At 72.9% G+C, this 18,048-nt stretch carries 16 protein-coding genes; 12 read left to right on the top strand and 4 right to left on the bottom strand.

The features are described 5' to 3' along the window. Positions 1 to 132: 132 nt before the first annotated feature. A complete protein-coding gene (gene rhaI / locus IE308_RS03330; RefSeq protein WP_190216503.1) occupies positions 133 to 1,293 on the bottom strand; it encodes an L-rhamnose isomerase in 1,161 nt (386 codons plus the stop codon). Positions 1,294 to 1,541: 248 nt separating this feature from the next. Here rhaI and IE308_RS03325 point away from each other — a divergent pair, with 248 nt between their 5' ends. From IE308_RS03325 to IE308_RS03280, 10 genes are all read left to right on the top strand, one after another. Next, positions 1,542 to 3,059 (top strand): sugar ABC transporter ATP-binding protein, encoded by a 1,518-nt coding sequence (locus tag IE308_RS03325; RefSeq protein ID WP_190216502.1) that lies wholly within the window; start codon positions 1,542 to 1,544, stop codon positions 3,057 to 3,059. Then, complete coding sequence (locus tag IE308_RS03320) at positions 3,056 to 4,144, top strand: ABC transporter permease (protein WP_190216501.1); 1,089 nt, start codon at positions 3,056 to 3,058, stop codon at positions 4,142 to 4,144. The genes IE308_RS03325 and IE308_RS03320 overlap by 4 nt, the downstream gene beginning before the upstream one ends. Continuing rightward, positions 4,137 to 5,108, top strand: a complete 972-nt coding sequence (locus IE308_RS03315; protein WP_190216500.1) for an ABC transporter permease — start codon at positions 4,137 to 4,139, stop codon at positions 5,106 to 5,108. The genes IE308_RS03320 and IE308_RS03315 overlap by 8 nt, the downstream gene beginning before the upstream one ends. Positions 5,109 to 5,214: 106 nt before the next feature. Continuing rightward, positions 5,215 to 6,297 (top strand): rhamnose ABC transporter substrate-binding protein, encoded by a 1,083-nt coding sequence (rhaS, locus tag IE308_RS03310; RefSeq protein ID WP_190216499.1) that lies wholly within the window; start codon positions 5,215 to 5,217, stop codon positions 6,295 to 6,297. Positions 6,298 to 6,329: 32 nt separating this feature from the next. Further along, on the top strand, positions 6,330 to 6,650 hold the full coding sequence (locus tag IE308_RS03305) for an L-rhamnose mutarotase (protein ID WP_190216498.1): 321 nt from the start codon (positions 6,330 to 6,332) through the stop codon (positions 6,648 to 6,650). Positions 6,651 to 6,663: 13 nt separating this feature from the next. Beyond that, a complete protein-coding gene (locus IE308_RS03300) occupies positions 6,664 to 8,076 on the top strand; it encodes a BNR repeat-containing protein (RefSeq protein WP_190216497.1) in 1,413 nt (470 codons plus the stop codon). An 82-nt stretch (positions 8,077 to 8,158) separates the two neighbouring features. Then, positions 8,159 to 9,184 (top strand): LacI family DNA-binding transcriptional regulator, encoded by a 1,026-nt coding sequence (locus tag IE308_RS03295; protein ID WP_110634432.1) that lies wholly within the window; start codon positions 8,159 to 8,161, stop codon positions 9,182 to 9,184. A gap of 112 nt (positions 9,185 to 9,296) precedes the next feature. Next, positions 9,297 to 10,598 (top strand): alpha/beta fold hydrolase, encoded by a 1,302-nt coding sequence (locus IE308_RS03290; protein ID WP_190216496.1) that lies wholly within the window; start codon positions 9,297 to 9,299, stop codon positions 10,596 to 10,598. A gap of 55 nt (positions 10,599 to 10,653) precedes the next feature. Further along, on the top strand, positions 10,654 to 11,397 hold the full coding sequence (locus IE308_RS03285; protein WP_110634434.1) for a PIG-L deacetylase family protein: 744 nt from the start codon (positions 10,654 to 10,656) through the stop codon (positions 11,395 to 11,397). A gap of 13 nt (positions 11,398 to 11,410) precedes the next feature. Beyond that, complete coding sequence (locus IE308_RS03280; protein ID WP_190216495.1) at positions 11,411 to 12,310, top strand: sigma-70 family RNA polymerase sigma factor; 900 nt, start codon at positions 11,411 to 11,413, stop codon at positions 12,308 to 12,310. A gap of 60 nt (positions 12,311 to 12,370) precedes the next feature. On the opposite strand, the gene IE308_RS03275 is transcribed toward IE308_RS03280, so the two are convergent. Then, positions 12,371 to 13,939 carry a cytochrome P450 gene (locus IE308_RS03275; RefSeq protein WP_190216494.1) on the bottom strand — a complete coding sequence of 523 codons (1,569 nt, stop codon included), beginning with the start codon at positions 13,937 to 13,939 and terminating at the stop codon, positions 12,371 to 12,373. A 107-nt stretch (positions 13,940 to 14,046) separates the two neighbouring features. On the opposite strand from IE308_RS03275, the gene IE308_RS03270 reads away from it, so the two are divergent. Continuing rightward, on the top strand, positions 14,047 to 14,655 hold the full coding sequence (locus IE308_RS03270) for a TetR/AcrR family transcriptional regulator (RefSeq protein ID WP_110634444.1): 609 nt from the start codon (positions 14,047 to 14,049) through the stop codon (positions 14,653 to 14,655). An 86-nt stretch (positions 14,656 to 14,741) separates the two neighbouring features. Beyond that, positions 14,742 to 15,449 carry a DUF2470 domain-containing protein gene (locus IE308_RS03265; protein ID WP_190216493.1) on the top strand — a complete coding sequence of 236 codons (708 nt, stop codon included), beginning with the start codon at positions 14,742 to 14,744 and terminating at the stop codon, positions 15,447 to 15,449. A gap of 150 nt (positions 15,450 to 15,599) precedes the next feature. Here the strand turns inward: IE308_RS03265 and IE308_RS03260 are convergent, their stop codons facing one another. Together IE308_RS03260 and IE308_RS03255 are read right to left on the bottom strand one after the other, a co-directional pair. Further along, a complete protein-coding gene (locus IE308_RS03260) occupies positions 15,600 to 16,856 on the bottom strand; it encodes a lactonase family protein (protein WP_190216492.1) in 1,257 nt (418 codons plus the stop codon). Between the two features lie 35 nt (positions 16,857 to 16,891). Beyond that, complete coding sequence (locus IE308_RS03255) at positions 16,892 to 17,929, bottom strand: hypothetical protein (protein ID WP_190216491.1); 1,038 nt, start codon at positions 17,927 to 17,929, stop codon at positions 16,892 to 16,894. Positions 17,930 to 18,048: the final 119 nt, after the last annotated feature.

The following is an 18,048-nucleotide window of genomic DNA, read 5'->3' as shown; positions in this document are numbered from 1 at the left end:
CCAGTCCTATTCAAAAGAGAGCGGGGCAGCGCCCCTAGGGGCGCGGGGCTGTATTGATGTGCGGCTCCGCCGCGTGGGCGCGACCAGCCACAACCGGCCCGCAGCCCGGACACGACAGAACCCGGCAGGCGCTCACGCCCCCCACCCGGCCTGCTGCCCCCCGACCCGCTCGGCGACAATCCGCTCACCCCACCCGGACCGCGCATACGCATCCAACGGCGAGGGGTCCAGCCCCATCTCCTCCCGCACCTCCCGCAGCAACGGCCGCACATCCGTGTTGTATGCATCCATCAGCACGGCATTGGCCCCGAGTACGTCCCCCTCGCGCTGGGCGTCCGCCAGCGCCTCCCGGTCGACCAGCAGCGCCTTCGCCGTGGCCTCCTGCACGTTCATCACCGACCGGATGATCGCCGGGATCTTCGCCTCGATGTTGTGGCACTGGTCGAGCATGAACGCCACGTCGGAGGTGAACCCCCCGCCCCGCACCACCTCGTACATGATCCGGAACAACTGGAAGGGGTCCGCGGCCCCCACCATCAGGTCGTCGTCCGCGTAGAACCGCGAGTTGAAGTCGAACCCGCCGAGCTTCCCCTCCCGCAGCAGCGTGGCCACGATGAACTCGATGTTGGTGCCGGGCGCGTGGTGCCCGGTGTCGACCACGACCTGAGCCTTCTCGCCGAGCTTCAGACAGTGGGCGTACGCCGTGCCCCAGTCCGGCACGTCCGTGCTGTAGAAGGCGGGCTCGAAGAACTTGTACTCCAGCAGCATCCGCTGCCCGTCGCCGAGCCGCTCGTACACCTCGGCCAGTCCCTCGGCGAGGCGGTCCTGCCGGGCCCGTACGTCGTCCTGGCCGGGGTAGTTCGTGCCGTCGGCGAACCACAGCTTCAGGTCGCGCGAACCGGTCGCGTCCATGATGTCGACGCACTCCAGCAGATGGCCGACGGCCTTGCGGCGCACCGTCGCGTCCGGGTGGCAGATGCTGCCCAGCTTGTAGTCGTCGTCCTGGAAGGTGTTGGAGTTGATCGCGCCGAGCCGCACCCCGCGCTCCTCGGCGAACTTCGCCAGCGCGCCGTAGTCGTCGACCCTGTCCCACGGGATGTGCAGCGCCACGGTCGGCGCGACCCCCGTGAACTCGTGCACCTTGGCGGCGTCCTCCAGTTTCTCCTGCGGTGTGCGCGGCACGCCGGCCTGCGCGAACACCTTGAAACGGGTCCCCGAGTTCCCGTACGCCCACGACGGCGTCTCGACGGCCTGGGTCTTGAGCGCGGCCTTCACCGCGGCGAGGTCGGTCACTTGGGACTCCCCTGATGGCATCGATGAAACGATTCAGGAGGCGAAGCTATGGGCCCCTCGGAGGGGTGTCAAGCCCTCTGGCGAGGCCTGTTTCCCGTGACCCTCGCGTGACCTGTTGGCGTCGAAAGTTTTTCGATACGAACCCATTGACGCGGTGCGGATCCGCTGCCTACGGTCCCGGCAACCCAGTTGAAACCTTTCACGACGCGGTGGGGCCCTTGGCCCGCCGGTGTCGTCGAGGAGCCCCCATGACCCACCCGTCCGACACGGGACCGACCCCGGTGCTGGCGCTGAAGGACGTCTCCAAGTCCTTCGGCGCGGTGCGCGCCCTGCGGGACGTCTCCCTGGAGCTGTTCCCCGGCGAGGTGCACGCGCTCGCCGGGGAGAACGGCGCGGGCAAGTCGACCCTCATCAAGACGCTCGCCGGTGTGCACCGGCCGGACGCCGGCCAGGTCCTGCTGGACGGCGAGCCCGTCGCCTTCCACGGCCCCGGCGATGCCCGCGACGCCGGGATCGCCGTGATCTACCAGGAGCCCACGCTCTTCCCGGACCTGTCGATCGCCGAGAACATCTTCATGGGCCGCCAGCCCCGGCGGGCCCTCGGCCGCATCGACCACAAGGCCACCCGCGCCGCCACCTCCGCCCTGATGCGGCGCCTCGGCGTCGACCTCGACCCCGACCGGCCCGCGAGCGGACTGTCCATCGCCGACCAGCAGATCGTGGAGATCGCCAAGGCGCTCTCCTTCGACGCCCGCGTCCTGATCATGGACGAGCCGACCGCCGCCCTCACCGGCAGCGAGGTCGCCCGCCTCTTCGGCGTCGTGCGCACTCTGCGCGAGCAGGGCGCCGCGGTGCTGTTCATCTCGCACCGGCTGGAGGAGATCTTCGAGATCTGCGGGCGGGTGACCACCCTGCGCGACGGCGCCTGGATCGCCAGCGAACCGGTGGCCGGCATGACCGAGGACGACCTGGTGCGCCGCATGGTCGGCCGCGACCTGGACGAGCTGTACCCCAAGCAGGACGTCGAGCCGGGCGAGGTCGCGCTCAGCGTGCGCCGCCTGACCCGCGAGGGCGTCTTCACCGACGTCTCCTTCGAGGTGCGGCGCGGCGAGATCGTCGGCCTCGCCGGACTCGTCGGCGCCGGCCGCACCGAGGTCGCCCGCGCCGTCTTCGGCATCGACCGCTGGGACGCCGGCGAGGTCCTCGTGGACGGAAAGTGCCTGGTCAACGGGGCGCCGTCGATGGCGATGGCCGCGGGCCTCGCCCTCGTCCCCGAGGACCGGCGCGCCCAGGGCCTGGTGATGGACATGTCCATCGAGCGGAACATCGGCCTCACCGGACTGCGTACGACCGTCAGGGCCGGGCTCATGGACCGCGGCGCCGAACGCAGCCGCTCCCTCGACTGGGCGGTCAGGCTCCAGGTGAAGTACGCCCGCATCGCCGACGCCGTCTCCACGCTCTCCGGCGGCAACCAGCAGAAGGTCGTCCTCGCCAAGTGGCTGGCCACCGGCCCCCGCGTGCTGATCGTCGACGAGCCGACCCGCGGCATCGACGTCGGCACCAAGGCCGAGGTGCACCGGCTGCTGTCGCAGCTCGCCGCCGACGGCGTGGCCGTCCTGATGATCTCCTCCGACCTGCCCGAGATCCTCGGCATGGCCGACCGCGTCCTCGTCATGCACGAGGGCCGGCTCACCGCCGAGATCCCCCGCTCCGACGCCACCGAGGAAACCGTGATGGCCGCAGCCACGGGGAGGGCCGCCGCATGACGGTGACCACGCCCCACGACACCCCCGTCGCCGACCTGCCCACCTCCGGCGGCACCCGGCTCGTCGACCGCGTCTTCAAGATGCGCGAACTCGCCATCCTCGTCGTGTTCCTGGTGATGATCGCCGTCACCCAGCTCGGCAACAGCGCGTTCCTCTCCGAGCAGGGCATCAAGGACCTGCTGCTCAACGCGACGATCCTGGTACTGGTCGCGACCGGCCAGTCCCTGGTCGTCATCACCCGCAACGTCGACCTGTCCGTCGGCTCCACCCTCGGCATCAGCGCCTTCGCCGCCGGCACCTACCTCCAGGGCGGCGGAAACCCCGTCGTGGCGATCGGGCTCGCGGTGCTCCTGGGCGTCGGCTTCGGCCTGCTGAACGGCCTGCTGGTCAGTCTCGGCCAGGTGCCCGCCCTCGTCGTCACCCTCGGCACCCTCTACATCATCCGCGGCATCGACTCCATCTGGGTCGGCTCACGCCAGATCACCGCCGCCGACCTGCCCGGCTCCTTCGTCGACTTCGGCTCCGGCGGCATCACGGCGGTGCCGTACCTGGCGCTGATCGCCCTGGCGGTACTCGTCGCGGCGGCCTACTACCTCAAGCACTTCGGCAGCGGCCGCGAACTGTACGCCCTCGGCTCCAACCCCGAGGCCGCCCGCCTCGCCGGCATCCCCGTCCGCAAGCGCATCCTCGCCGCGTACACCTTCTGCGGCGCCCTCGCCGGCCTCGCCGGCGCGATGTACCTGGCCCGCTTCGGCAACGTCGACTCGGGCACCGGCAACGGCTACGAACTGACCGTCGTCAGCGCCGTCGTCGTCGGTGGTGTCGTCTTCACCGGCGGGTCCGGCAGCGTCTACGGGGCCGCCCTGGGCGCCCTGCTGCTGACCTCCGTCAACAGCGTGCTGCCCGCCCTCGGCGTCAGCAGCGTCTGGGTGCTCGCCATCAACGGCGTCCTGCTGCTCCTCGCCATCGCCGTCGACCGGATCGTGGCGCTGCGGGTGGCCGCCGCCCTGAAGAAGAAGTCGGCCCGCCTGCGGCCGCTCCCGCCGAAGCCGCTCCCGCAGAAGGGGGACACCCGCCATGCCTGAGTCCCTGACCCGAGCCGTCCGCTGGGACACGGTGGTCGGTGCCCTGCTCGTCGTCGTCCTGCTGCTGTCGTTCTCCTTCGTCGACGGCTTCGGCAACGCCCTCAACCTGTCCTTCCTCCTCGGCAACACCCTGCCGATCGCCCTCATCGCCCTGCCGATGACCCTGCTGGTCGTCTCCGGCGAGATCGACCTCTCGGTCGCCTCCACCGCCGGGCTGTCCGGCGCGGTGATGGGCAAGCTGTGGAACGAGGGCATGACCATCGAGACGATCATCCCGGTCTGCCTGCTGCTCGGCGTCGTCTGCGGGCTGGTCAACGGTCTGCTCGTGACCCGGCTCGGGCTGCCCTCCCTCGCCGTCACCATCGGCACCCTCGCCGCCTACCGCGGCATAGCGCAGATCGTGCTCGGCTCCGACGCGGTCACCGACTTCCCCACCCAGTACCTGGACTTCGCGGCCGGCCGCGTCGGCGACAGCTTCCTGCCGCAGGCCTTCCTGCCCTTCCTGGTACTGCTCGCCATCGCCGCCGTGGTCCTGCACGCCACCCCGTTCGGACGCTCGCTCTTCGCGATCGGCGCGAGCGAGGAGGCGGCACGGTTCGCGGGGATCCGCGTCAAGCGGTCCAAGCTGCTGCTGTTCGTCGCCACGGGGTTCATGGCGTCGCTGACGGGGGTGTTCTGGGCCCTGCACTACGCCAGCGCGCGCTATGACAACGCGACGGGGCTGGAGTTGTCCGTCGTGGCCGCCGTGCTGCTGGGCGGGATCGACTTCGACGGGGGCAAGGGGACGATCGGGGGTGCGGTTGCCGGGGTCTTCCTGCTGGGTGCTCTGCAGAACGTGATGAGTCTGGAGGACGTGTCCGCGCAGTCCCAGATCGTCGTGACCGGGGTGCTGTTGGTGCTCTCTGTTCTTGGGCCCCGCGTTGCTGGGCAGATCGCCGTTGTTCGTGCTCAATCGTCAGGCTGACCGCGGTCTGTGGCTGGTCGCGCCCACGCGGCGGAGCCGCATATCGATACTGCCCCGCGCTCCTTTCCGGCGCTTCCGCTCACCCTCGTTCAAAGGAACCCCCATCATGCGCAAGTCCTCCCTCCGCCGCACCGGCGTCGCCCTCTCCGCCGTCGCTTCCCTCGCCCTCGTTGCCACCGCCTGCGGCGGTACCACCAAGAAGGACGTCGCCAATGAGAGCGGCGGGAACGCGGCCGCGGCCGGTACCGCCGATCCCAACGCCGCCACCAAGAAGGACCTCACCGTCGGCTTCCTGCCCAAGCAGGTCAACAACCCCTACTTCACCACCGCCGACAAGGGCGGCGAGAAGGCGCTGGCCGAGCTGGGGTCGTCGTACAAGGAGGTCGGTCCGTCCAGTGCCACCGACACCTCCGGGCAGGTCTCCTACGTCAACACACTCACCCAGCAGCAGGTCGACGCGATGGCCGTGTCCGCGCAGGACCCGGGCGCCCTGTGCACCGCGCTGAAGCAGGCGATGAGCAACGGCATCAAGGTCGTCACCTACGACTCCGACACCAAGCCGGACTGCCGCAACGCCTTCGTCTCGCAGGCCTCCGCCGAGGACCTCGGGCGGACCGAGGTGCAGCTGCTCGCCGAGCAGATCGGGTACAAGGGCGAGATCGCGATCCTGTCCGCCGCGCAGACGGCGACGAACCAGAACACCTGGATCGACTACATGAAGGACGAGCTGAAGGACCCCAAGTACAAGGACATGAAGCTCGTCAAGATCGCCTACGGCAACGACGACGCCCAGCAGTCCTTCCAGCAGACCCAGGGCCTGCTCCAGGAGCACCCGAACCTGAAGGGGATCATCTCCCCGACCACCGTCGGCATCAAGGCCGCCGCCCAGTACCTGTCCGGCTCCAAGTACAAGGGCAAGGTCAAGCTGACCGGCCTCGGCACCCCCAACGACATGCGCAAGTACGTCAAGAACGGCACCGTCGAGGCGTTCGAGCTGTGGGACCCGGCCAAGCTCGGCGACCTGGCCGCCCGCACCGCCGTCGCCCTGGCCTCCGGGCAGATCACCGGCAAGGAGGGCGAGACGTTCAAGGCCGGCCCGACGTCGTACACCATCGGCAAGGACGGTGTGATCAGCCTCGGCAAGCCGACCGTGTTCGACGCCAAGAACATCGACCAGTTCAACTTCTGAGCCCCGAATTCCCCATGTCGAAGGGTGCGTTGATGCAGCGCGTCTGCTTCCTGCTCAAGGTGCGCCAGGACCGGATCGCCGAGTACCGGGAACGCCACGCCGACGTGTGGCCCGAGATGCGCGCGGCGCTCTCGGCCACCGGCTGGCACAACTACTCGCTCTTCCTGCGCGACGACGGCCTGCTCGTCGGCTATTTGGAGACCGAGGACTTCGAGGCCGCCAAGGCCGGCATGGAGGCCACCGAGGTCAACACCCGCTGGCAGCGGGAGATGGCGCCGTTCTTCGAGTCGCTGGACGGCGCCCGGCCCGACGAGGCCATGAAACCGCTCACCGAAGTGTTCCACCTCGCCTGACCGGGAGCCGCGGATGAAACGACGTACGGTGCTCGCCTCCGCCCTGCTCGCCACCGTGGCGGCGCCGGGCACGGCACGGGCCGCCGACCCCGGCCCTTCCGTCACCCGGAAGGGCACCACCACCCTCGACCCCCAGGCGGTCTACTTCGTCTCCTACGACGGCCTGGTCAACAACAACTCGTTCCAGAAGAACGGCCTGTTCACCTACAACGGCCACCAGTACGCGGCCTGGTACACCGCGAGCCGCGACGCCGTCGTCGCCCGACGGGCGCTCGGCGCGGGCACCTGGTCCACGGTCACCCTCCCGCACCGGCTGAAGGCCGACGACTCCCACAACGTCATCTCCATGGGCGTCTCCCGGACCGACGGGCGGCTGCACCTGAACATGGACTCCCACAGCGACGGCTTCTTCTACGTGAAGTCCGTCGCCGGACTCCTCGACCGCCCGACGACCACCGCCTGGACGTCCGCCGCCTTCGGCGCCGTACAGACCACCCTCGACGGGCTCGCCCTCACCTCGCAGTTCACCTACCCGCAGTTCCTCTCCACCCCCGAGGGCCGACTGCAGCTCGGCTACCGGGCCGGCGTCTCCGGCAACGGGCGCAACGCCCTCGCCGAGTACGACGGCACGGCGTGGACCGCGCTGGGGGAGTGGACGTCCGCCGCCGGCACCTACACCAGCGAGCACGGCTCGTCGACCGCCCGCAACATGTACCTGCACGGCATCGACTACGACGTCAACGGCCGCCTGCACGCCTTCTTCACCTGGCGCGAGCAGAACGCCGCCGTGATGTGCTCCGGCGGCGGCATCACCAACCACGACACCGGTTACGTGTACTCCGACGATCGCGGCCGCACCTGGCGCAACAGCGCCGGGACGGTCGTGGGCACGACCGGCGGCGCCGACAAGGTGTCCGTCGCCGACCCCGGCCTGGTCGTCGACCCGCTGAACCCCGACCACTCCCTGATGAACCAGGAGAGCCAGGCCACCGACTCCGCCGGCCGCCCGCACGCGATCATCTCCTACGTCCCCGGCCGCTTCGGCCAGTGCACCACCGACTACGTCGCCGACCGCACCGCCCACGGCCGCGCCTTCCACCTCCGCCGCACCGCCGCCGGCACCTGGCAGAAGACGGAGATCCCCGTCCCGCTGAACTCCAGCCAGCGCACCAAGCTGGTCCTGGACCGCTACGACAACGCCTACGCGGTCCTGCCCTACGGCCGGATCGCCGCCGCGTCGAAGGCCTCCGGCCACACGGACTGGACGCTGCTCTTCGACGGCGGCGGGCTGAACGCCTTCGGCGAGGTCGTCGTCGACGAGACGCGGGTGAAGGCCGACAACACGCTGTCCTTCCTGTACCAGGAGAAGTCCAGCGGCACGACCCCGTCGGCGCTGCACGTCGCCGACTTCGCCCTGCCCGCCTGACGGGTCCGGCCGGGCGGCGGTGACGGTAGTGTGAAGGCCTTCCCGCCGCCCCCCACCCGCATCCCTGGAGGTCCGAAGCCTGATGGCCCAGTCGGTGGGTATCAAGGACGTCGCCCGCGCCGCCGGAGTCTCCGTCGGCACGGTCTCCAACGTGATCAACCGCCCGGACACGGTCGCCTCCGAGACCCGGGCGCGCGTGCTGTCCGCGATCGACCGGCTCGGCTACGTCCGCAGCGAGTCCGCACGCCAGCTCCGCGCGGGCCGCAGCCGCATCATGGGCCTGCTCGTCCTCGACATGGGCAACCCCTTCTTCGTCGACGTCGCCCGCGGCGCCGAGCGGGCCGCGCGGGACGCCGGGCTCGGCGTGATGGTCTGCAACAGCGCCCAGAACCCCGGCGAGGAGGCCGAGTACCTCTCCCTCTTCGCCGAGCAGCGGGTGCGCGGCGTGCTGCTCACCCCGGCCGACGCCACCGGCCGCAACATCGACGCCTTCCGGCGGCACAACATCCCCTTCGTGCTGGTCGACCGGGTCGCCGAGGGCGCCACCGAGTGCTCCGTCTCCGTCGACGACGTCGCGGGCGGCGCCCTGGCCGTGCGGCACCTGGTGGACGCCGGGCACCGCTCCATCGCCTACGTCAGCGGGCCGCCCGGACTGAACCAGGTCCGCGACCGCCGCACCGGCGCGCTGAACGCCCTCGCCGAGGCCGGGCTCGGCCCGGACCGCCTGCGCGAACTGCCCACCGAACGGCTCGACGTCGCCGCCGGCCGGGACGCCGGCGCCCGCCTGCTCGGCCTCGCCGACCGGCCCACCGCCGTCTTCTGCGCCAACGACCTGCTCGCCCTCGGTGTGCTCCAGGCCATGTACGCGGCCGGCGTGAACGTCCCCGACGACCTCGCCATCGTCGGCTACGACGACATCGAGTTCGCCGCCGCCGCGGCCGTCCCCCTCACCTCTGTGCGCCAGCCCGCCGTCACCATGGGCGCCCTGGCCGCCGAACTCCTCCTGGAGGAGACCGAGGCCGACAGCGCGACCCGGCCCCATGAACACCGCCGTGTGGTGCTCCAGCCGGAACTGGTGGTCCGCCGCTCCAGCCTGCCCGGCCGCTGAGCCGCCCCCGGCGACAGCCCGTGATCCCCCCGCGTGAGCACCGGCCCGGCATGTGCTGAACTGGGACCGCCCGCAGACCGCGGGCCGCCTGTCGTCCGCACCGGGAGTCGTGTTGACCCACAGCTACCGCCAGCCCGGCGTCGTCCTCACCGACCGCCGCTTCACCGTCCCCCTCGACCACGCCGACCCGGCGGGGGAGACGATCGAGCTGTACGCCCGCGAGGTCGTCGCAAGCGACAAGGCGGGGCAGAACCTGCCCTGGCTGGTCTACCTCCAGGGCGGCCCCGGTTTCGGCGCGAACCGTTTCGTCGGCAGGCCCGCCTGGCTCGGCCGCGCCCTGAAGGAGTACCGGGTCCTGCTGCTCGACCAGCGCGGCACCGGCGCCTCCACCCCCGCCAACCGGCAGACGCTGCCGCTGCGCGGCGGCCCCGCCGCCCAGGCCGACCACCTCACCCGCTTCCGGGCCGACTCCATCGTCCGCGACTGCGAGGCGATCCGCCCGCAGGTCACCGGTGGCGCCCCGTGGACCGTCCTCGGCCAGAGCTTCGGCGGCTTCTGCACGGTCAGCTACCTCTCCCTCGCCCCCGAGGGCCTGGCCACCGCCGTGATCACCGGCGGGCTGCCGTCCCTGCACGCCCACGCCGACGACGTCTACCGCGCCGCCTACCCGCGCGTCGAACGCAAGGTCGCCGCCCACTACGCCCGCTATCCGCAGGACGTCGAACGCGCCCGCCGGATCGCCGACCACCTCCTCGGCCACGAGGTGACCCTGCCGAACGGCTACCGGCTCACCGTCGAGGCCTTCCAGTCCCTCGGCATCCTCCTCGGCGGCGCCGAGGGCAGCCACCGCCTGCACTACCTGCTGGAGGACGCCTTCGTGCGCACCCCCGGCGGCCACGAGCTGTCCGACGCCTTCCAGGAAGAGGTCCAGGGCCTGCTGTCGTACGCCGGGCACCCGCTGTACGCCCTCGTCCACGAGGCGATCTACGCCCAGGACCACCGGCCCACCGCCTGGTCCGCCGAACGCGTCCGCGCCGAGTTCCCGCAGTTCGACGCCGCCAAGACGCTCACCGGCGACGGGCCGCTGCTGTTCACCGGCGAGACGATCCACCCGTGGATGTTCGACTGCGACCCGGCGCTGCGCCCGCTGCGCGAGACCGCCGAACTCCTCGCCGCCCGCACCGACTGGACCCCCCTGTACGACGCCGGGCGCCTCGCCGCCAACGAGGTGCCGGTCGCCGCGGCCGTCTACCACGACGACATGTACGTCGACACCGCGCACGCCCTTGAGACCGCCCGCGCCGTCCGCGGCCTGCGCACCTGGGTCACCGACGAGTTCGAGCACGACGGTGTCCGGGCCGGCGGCCCCCGCGTCCTGGACCGGCTGCTCGCGCTCGCCCGCGACGAGGCCTGACCGCGAAGATCGAAAAGCCGGGTGCAGGGGGCGGGAGCCGGGCTAGTCTGCGGGCATGACCGAGCCGACGCCCCCTCAGCTCCAGCCCCTGCCCGAGGACTGGAGCCGCGCCCTGGCCGTGGTGGCGCACCCGGACGACCTCGAGTACGGGTGCTCTGCGGCGATCGCCGCCTGGACGGACGCCGGCCGTGAGGTCGCCTATGTGCTCGCCACCCGCGGCGAGGCCGGCATCGACACCCTGGCCCCCGCCGAGTGCGGCCCGCTGCGCGAACGGGAGCAGCGGGCCAGTGCCGCGGTCGTCGGCGTGACGGAGGTGGAGTTCCTCGACCACAGGGACGGCGTCATCGAGTACGGCGTCGCGCTGCGCCGGGACATCGCCGCCGCGATCCGCCGCCACCGCCCCGAGCTGGTGATCACCCTCAACCACCGGGACACCTGGGGCGGCGTCGCCTGGAACACCCCCGACCACGTCGCCGTCGGCCGGGCCACCCTGGACGCCGCCGCCGACGCGGGCAACCGCTGGATCTTCCCCGAACTGACCGAGCAGGGCCTCGCACCCTGGAACGGGGTGCGCTGGGTCGCCGTCGCCGGGTCCGCCACCCCCACCCACGCCGTGGACGCGAGCGCCGGCCTGGAGCGCGCGGTGCGCTCCCTGCTCGAACACCGCACCTACATCGAGGCGCTGACCGACGAGGACCCCGAGACGTACGCCCGGACCTTCCTCACCGAGGGCGCCGAGCGGGTGGCGGAACGGTTCGGCGGGCGTCCGGCCGTCGCCTTCGAGCTCTTCGCGCGCTGAGCGGGCGGCGGACATGACCGACGCGCGGCTCGCGGACCGCTTCGAGGAGCACCGCGACCACCTCCGGGCCGTGGCCTACCGCATGCTCGGCTCGCTCGCCGAGGCCGAGGACGCGGTCCAGGAGACCTGGCTGAAGCTCGGCCGCACCGACCCCGGCGAGATCCGCAACCTCGCCGGCTGGCTGACCACCGTCGTCGGCCGGGTCTGCCTGGACATGCTGCGCGCACGCGGCGTGCGCCGCGAGGAGTCCCTCGACGAGCGGTTCGACACCTTCGTACCGGACCCCGAACTCGCCCCGCTGTCCCGGCTCGACCCGGAACAGGAGGTCCTGCACGCCGACTCCGTCGGCCTCGCCCTGCTCGTCGTCCTGGAGGCGCTGGGGCCGGACGAGCGGCTGGCGTTCGTGCTGCACGACCTGTTCGCCGTCCCGTTCGACGACATCGCGCCGATCGTCGAGCGCACCCCGGCCGCGACCCGCCAGTTGGCCAGCCGGGCCCGGCGCCGGGTGCGCGGCGCCACACCGGCGCACGATCCCGACCCCGCCCGGCAGCGCGAGGTCGTCGAGGCGTTCCTGGCCGCGGCCCGCGGCGGGGAGTTCGAGGAGCTGCTCGCGCTGCTCCACCCCGATGTCGTGCTGCGCGCCGACTCCGGCGCGCTGGTCGGCGGGGCCGCCGCGTCCAAGCTGGTGCGCGGGGCCCGGGCCGTCGCCGAACAGGCCGTGCTCTTCCGGCGGTTCGCGCCGTACGCGCGCTTCGTACTGGTCAACGGGCAGCTCGGGGTGGTCAACGTGGTGGACGGCGAGCTGCACTCGGTCACCGGCTACACCATCGCCGACGGCCGGATCACCGGCCTGTACATCCTGGCCGACCCCGAGCGCCTGGCCCGGCTCCGGCTGCCGGACCCGGCCGGGTGAGACGGCGGCCCTCGGGCGACCGCCCGGTGGAAGCCGCAGGCGTCCGCCCGGTGGAAGCCCTCAGGCGTCCGCCCGGTGGACCGGGCAGCGCGCCTCGGGCCGCTCGGCCGTACCGCTCTCGTCCGGTGCCGTGTCGCCCTGCTCCCGCACCGTGTCGCCCTGCTCCCGGACCGGTCCGGCCGCCGGAGCGGGGGCCGTCCGCCGCTGCAGCCCGAGCCGCAGCCCCTCCGGCATCAGCGTGAGCCGTTCGGTGACCTTCAGCCGGTAGGCGGGGTCCGGCAGCAGCTCGTAGCGGCGCAGCAGCAGCCCGAGCACCAGGGTCGCCTCGTGCAGGGCGAACTGCCGGCCGATGCACGCCCGCGCCCCCGTGCCGAACGGCTTGAACACGTGCGCGGGCCGGGACCGCACCGCCCCGGCCTCGAACCGGTCGGGGTCGAAGCGTTCGGCGTCCTCGCCCCACACCGCCGGGTCGCGGTGCAGCATCGCGGTCAGCACGAGCGCCCACGCGCCGCGCCGCATCGGATGGTCCCCGGCCAGCAGGGTGTCCTCGCGGGCCTCCCGGGCGAACGCCGGAGCCGTCGGCCACAGCCGCAGCGACTCGTCCAGCACCCGCCGCACGTACCGCAGCTTGGCCACCTGCTCGTAGCCGGGGGAGGGGGTGTCGCCCCAGACCCGGTCCACCTCGGCCCGGGCGCGGGCGGCGGCCTCCGGATGCCGGGAGAGGTAGTGCAGCGCGAACGACAGGGCGCCGGAGGTCGTCTCGTGCCCGGCGACCAGGAAGGTGATCACCTGGCGGCGCACGTTCTCCATCGACAGCCGCTCACCCGTCTCCGGATGCGCGGTCTCCAGCATCCGGTCGAGCAGATCGCCCTCCCCGCCGCCCTCCCGCCGGCGGATGCGGACGATCTCGTCGACCGTGCGGTTCAGGAACGCGATGTCGGCGGCGTTGCGCCGGCTCGCCCGCCGCAGCAGCAGGCCGGCGGCCGGCGCGGGCACGGTGTTCAGCCGCTGCGCGTAGGTGAGGGTGCCCACCATCGCCGTCACGAAGGGGTGCGGCCGGGAACGCTCGAAGGAGCCGAAGTCGTACCCGAAGCCGGTGCGGGCGATCGTCTCCAGGGTCAGCTTGGTCATGTCGCCGGGCACGTCCACCGCGCGCCCGTCGGCCGCCGCCCGGTCCCAGTGGCCGGTGAGCCGGGCGGCCACGTCCAGCATCATCGGGTGGTACGCCGCCATCGCCTCACGGCTGAAACCGGGGGCGAGGACATCGTGCGCCAGCTGCCAGTTCGGCTCGTGGTTGTACGCCGTGAACAGCGCGTCCCCGACCACCGGCCGCAGGTTGGCTATGCCCAGGCCGACGTGCTTGGCGAAGCGCGCCTCGTCGGCGAGGTCGGCCACCAGGTCCGCACCCCACACGAACACGAACTCCTTGCCGAACGCCCGCCGCCGGTAGACCGGCCCGAGCTGCCGGGCGTAGCGCAGCGAGTCCTGCAGCGGGGTGCTGCGGCTCGCGCCGAGGACGTCGCCGAGCAGGGGCAGCCGGTGCGGCGGGTGCGGGATGCGGTCCAGCTCGGGCCAGCCGTGCTCGGCACTGCGAAAGCCCTTCGGCAGTCCGTTCCTCGTCTCCGCCATGACGCGATCTCCCTTGATCCACCGGCAGGTTGAGCTGTTGTACGTGGGTTCAATAACGCGTTTCAGTCTGGTCCCGTTGTTGAACCCGCGTCAAGTAAAGTGCGGGCATGGCCGCGAACCAGGGTGAGCGCACGCGCCGCCGGCTCAGCACCGCGGAGCGCCGGGAGCAGCTGCTCTCGGTGGGCGCGCGGCTGTTCTCGGAGAGTCCGTACGACGACGTGTGGATCGAGCAGGTCGCCGAGATCGCGGGCGTCTCCCGCGGGCTGCTCTACCACTACTTCCCGACCAAGCGGGACTTCTTCGCGGCCGTCGTCGAGCGGGAGAGCGAGCGGATGCTGCGCATGACGGCCGCCGAGCCCGGCGTGCCGGTCCGCGAGCAGCTCACCGCGGGGCTCGACACGTATCTGGAGTACGTGCAGGCGCATGCCCACGGCTATCGGGCCTTCCATCGCGCCGACGCCGCCGGTGACCAGGCCGTGCGCCGCGTCTACCAGCGCGCGCTGGCCGCCCAGGAGCGGCAGATCCTCGCCGCGCTGGCCGCCGACCCGGAGTTCGGGCCGGTCTTCGAGCGGCGCTCCGACGTCCGCCTCGCCGTCCGGGGCTGGCTGGCCTTCACCACGGCGGTGTGCCTGGAGTGGCTGCGGGGGGCGGATCTGGAGCGGGCGCAGGTGCGCGATCTGTGTGCGCGCGCCCTGCTGGGCGTCCTCACCCCCTGAGCGATGGCCCGTTGCGGGGCCGGGCGTGGTTGGCGTACACCCCGATCTCCGATAGGTTAGGCAAGGCTTACCTAAGGAGGTTGGGGATGGGTGACAGGCACACCTGGACGGCCGCGCCCGCCGCGGCGGACCGGGCCCGGTCGGTGCTGGCCGCGGCATGGTCCTGCGCGGTGACCGCGGACGGCGTCCGCGAGGAGTTCGTGGGCGCGCACACCGTCACCGAGGACGGCCGGGTGCTGCTCGACGTGCCCGAGGACAGCGCCCTGCGCGCGGTCTCCCTGTGCGCGCCGCGCGGCGAGGCGTCCGCCGTGCTGGAGTTCGCCGACGTGGCGCCCGTCCCGGTCCGCCACCGCATCCGCGCCCGGCTCTGGCTCGCCGGCTCCTTCGCCCCCGAGGCGGACCGGCTCGCCTTCCGGGCGACGCGCATCGCCCTGCGCCGCCCCTCCGGCATGGCCGTCGTCGACCTCGACGACTTCGCCGCCGCCGCGCCCGACCCGCTCGCCACCGCCGAGGCCCGGCTGCTCACCCACCTCGCCGACGTTCACCCGGACGCCGTCGAGCGGCTGACCCGGCTGATCGAACCGGACAGCCTGCACGGCGCCGTCCGGGTCCGGCCGCTCGCCGTCGACCGGCACGGACTGACGCTGCGCATCGAACGCGCCCGCGCCCACGGCGACGTACGCCTGCCCTTCCACGCGCCCGCCGACGACATCGCCCAGCTCACCGAACGCATCCACGTCCTGCTCGCCCAGGCCGCCGCCACAGCCTGCCCACGCGCCTCCGGGCCCTCCTGATGGATCTCCGCGGCGTCGCGACGCCCGGCACGCCCTCTCGCCGCACCGCGCGAAAGCCCATGCAGCGCCGCTACGAGGGCTTCCGCGCGGCACGCCGAGAGCACGCACCGGACGCCGCTCCTTCTCCCGCGGAGATCCATCAGAAGGGCCCTACAGCGGCAGTGCACAGACCGCGACGGGTGAGGCGAACGGCTCGCCGGCCAGCCGCAGCGCGCCGCTCGCGCGGTCCACGTGGAAGACGCTGACCGTGCCCGACCGCTGGTTCGCGGCGAACAGCAGCCGCCCGTCCGGCGAGAGGGCGATCTGCCGCGGGAAGTCCCCGGCCACCGGAACCGTGTCCAGCAGCCTCAGGCGCGCGCCGGCCGCCTCCACCGCGAACCGCGCGATGCTGTCGTGCCCCCGGTTGGCGAGGAAGGCGTACGCCCCGTCCGCCGTGACCAGGATCTGCGCCGGGTAGTTGGTGCCCTGACCCGAGCCCGTCCCCTGCGGCTCGCCGACCGTCAGCCGGCCGGTCGTGGGGTCGTAGGCGCACACCGCGACCGTGTCGTCGACTTCGTTGGCCAGGTACGCGTGCCGCCCGCCCGGATGGAAGGTCAGATGCCGCGGACCCGCGCCCGGCCGGGTACGCGCCCGCGCGACCTCGGTGAGGCGGCCGGAGCGCGGGTCGAGGCGGTACGTGTAGACGGTGTCCGTGCCGAGGTCCACGGCGAGGACGTGCCGGCCGTCCGGGCTCGTCACCACCTGGTGGGCGTGCGGGCCCTCCTGGCCCGGCCCCGGCGCGGGCTCGGTGTGCACGACCAGGTCGGCGCGCTCGCCCGGCGCGCCGTCCGGGCCGATCGGGTGCACGGCCACACTGCCCGAGCCGTAGTTCGCGCTCAGCAGCCAGCGCCCGCTCGGGTGCACGGACAGATGGCACGGACCCGCCCCGCCCGTGGAGCGGCTGCCGAGGACCCTCCGGTCGGCGAGCCGGACCGCGGTCACCGCGCCGTCCTCCCGCTCGTCCACCGCGTACAGCGTGCGGCCGTCCGGGTGCACGGCGAGATACGACGGGTCGGGCACGCCGCGCAGCGTCCCGCGGCCGGTGATCCGGCCCGTCGCCGGGTCGTACTCCGCCAGCCCGATGCCCGCGCCGCCGCCCTCCGCCGAGGTGTAGGTACCGAGGTAGAGCGGGCGTGGGCCGGAGGGGGCCGTCGGGGTGCGGCGCGCGGTCTCCGGCGAGGGCGCGGACGCGGCCCCCGAGCGGGGCGGTGCGGACGCGTCCCCCGAGGGCGAGGGCGCCGCTTCCGGGGGCGACGGTGTCGGCTCGGCACCGCCGCCGCAGCCGGTCGCCGTCAGCGCCGCCGCGCCGAGCGCCCCCGCGAAGCGCCGCCTGCTCCAGCCGCCCCGCTCCGCCCCGGCATCACCCATGTCCGCGCCTTCCGCACCTCAGGTCGTCGCTCCCGTCACCAGTCGCCGTCCGTCACCGGCTTGCCCGGCGCGTCGCCCAGCGGCTTGACCTGGTGCGGCGCCGGGGGCTGCCACGGCTCGTGGTCGTCACCGAGCCAGTCGCCGACCGGCTTCACCGCCTGGAGCGTGTCCGTGGGGGCAAGGTCCTCGGCGTCCTCGTCGTAGTAGTCGTACCAGGGCAGGCCCGCCCGGGTGTACGCCGCCCGGTCCACGGGGGACGGCGGCGGCTCCTCGCCCGTGATGCGGCGCCACTCCGGCGGGGTCACCAGGTGCACGAAGACCCGCCCGGCGGGCTCCTCCGCCCAGTCCCTGAGCCGCCGGTCGTCCTGGTACACCTCCTGCCGCATCGACCCGCCAACGCCGAGGCCCATCGCGGCACCGGCCCGCGGTGCGGCGGCCGGAGCCGCGGCCGGGGCGGCCGGCATCGCGCCGGGCGGCATCGCGCCGGGCGGCGGGGCGCCGTAGCCCAGGAAGGCGGGCCGCTCGGTGCGGCGCCGCTCCTCCTGCTCGCGCCACCGCGCCAGCGCGCGCTTGTTCAGCGGGAAGGACTGCAGCTGGACGCCGCCCCACACCTCCTCGCCGGTGACCTGGCCCTCCACCGTCGCGCCCAGGCCCATCGGCACCGCCACGAACTGGCGGACCGTGCCCTTGCCGGAGTTGATGCCGTCCAGCCAGGGCTGGCGGGGCAGCACCACGTAGTTCTGCGGACGCCGGGAGAGCCGGCCCGTCCACCGCTTGCCCGACACCGCGCACACCTTGCCCACCCCGACCTGGAGCGCGGCCGGCTCGGTGGTGCCGGCGAAACTCAGCCACATCGCCTCGCGCAGGTACACGGGCAGCATCACGCCACCGCGCGAGCGCCACGCCTCCGGCACCGTGTCCGGATAGTCGGCCACCCGACGCACCGGGAACTCGCCGAGCCCCGGCGGCAGCGGATGCGTGCCGGTCTCGGGCAGCCGCAGCGTGCGCACGAACCGCACCGCCACCCCGCCCGGCAGCCGCACTGTGTTTCCGTCGAGCCGCACATCCGTCATGCGCGCGTCCCCCCTCCGGCCGGACGGCCGGGTCGTTCGTCTTGCCGGCCTGACAACCGACCGGTCTTTCCCGACGCAGGCCGGCCGGCACAGCCGTTCGCCGAGCCCGCGGCCGGCCA

This window comes from Streptomyces griseosporeus, assembly GCF_014656055.1.
Classification (GTDB): Bacteria; Actinomycetota; Actinomycetes; order Streptomycetales; family Streptomycetaceae; genus Streptomyces; species Streptomyces griseosporeus.
The sequence above is the reverse complement of the archived record's forward strand: the minus strand, read 5'-3'. Positions and strand labels throughout refer to the sequence as shown.

Bases quoted from the DNA above. Each gene is read 5' to 3' on its own strand.
- IE308_RS03325 (WP_190216502.1), top strand. From the start codon at position 1,542: ATGACCCACCCGTCCGACACGGGACCGACCCCGGTGCTGGCGCTGAAG.
- IE308_RS03320 (WP_190216501.1), top strand. From the start codon at position 3,056: ATGACGGTGACCACGCCCCACGACACCCCCGTCGCCGACCTGCCCACC.
- IE308_RS03315 (WP_190216500.1), top strand. From the start codon at position 4,137: ATGCCTGAGTCCCTGACCCGAGCCGTCCGCTGGGACACGGTGGTCGGT.
- rhaS (WP_190216499.1), top strand. From the start codon at position 5,215: ATGCGCAAGTCCTCCCTCCGCCGCACCGGCGTCGCCCTCTCCGCCGTC.
- IE308_RS03305 (WP_190216498.1), top strand. From the start codon at position 6,330: ATGCAGCGCGTCTGCTTCCTGCTCAAGGTGCGCCAGGACCGGATCGCC.
- IE308_RS03300 (WP_190216497.1), top strand. From the start codon at position 6,664: ATGAAACGACGTACGGTGCTCGCCTCCGCCCTGCTCGCCACCGTGGCG.
- IE308_RS03295 (WP_110634432.1), top strand. From the start codon at position 8,159: ATGGCCCAGTCGGTGGGTATCAAGGACGTCGCCCGCGCCGCCGGAGTC.
- IE308_RS03285 (WP_110634434.1), top strand. From the start codon at position 10,654: ATGACCGAGCCGACGCCCCCTCAGCTCCAGCCCCTGCCCGAGGACTGG.
- IE308_RS03280 (WP_190216495.1), top strand. From the start codon at position 11,411: ATGACCGACGCGCGGCTCGCGGACCGCTTCGAGGAGCACCGCGACCAC.
- IE308_RS03275 (WP_190216494.1), bottom strand. From the start codon at position 13,939: ATGGCGGAGACGAGGAACGGACTGCCGAAGGGCTTTCGCAGTGCCGAG.
- IE308_RS03270 (WP_110634444.1), top strand. From the start codon at position 14,047: ATGGCCGCGAACCAGGGTGAGCGCACGCGCCGCCGGCTCAGCACCGCG.
- IE308_RS03265 (WP_190216493.1), top strand. From the start codon at position 14,742: ATGGGTGACAGGCACACCTGGACGGCCGCGCCCGCCGCGGCGGACCGG.
- IE308_RS03260 (WP_190216492.1), bottom strand. From the start codon at position 16,856: ATGGGTGATGCCGGGGCGGAGCGGGGCGGCTGGAGCAGGCGGCGCTTC.
- IE308_RS03255 (WP_190216491.1), bottom strand. From the start codon at position 17,929: ATGACGGATGTGCGGCTCGACGGAAACACAGTGCGGCTGCCGGGCGGG.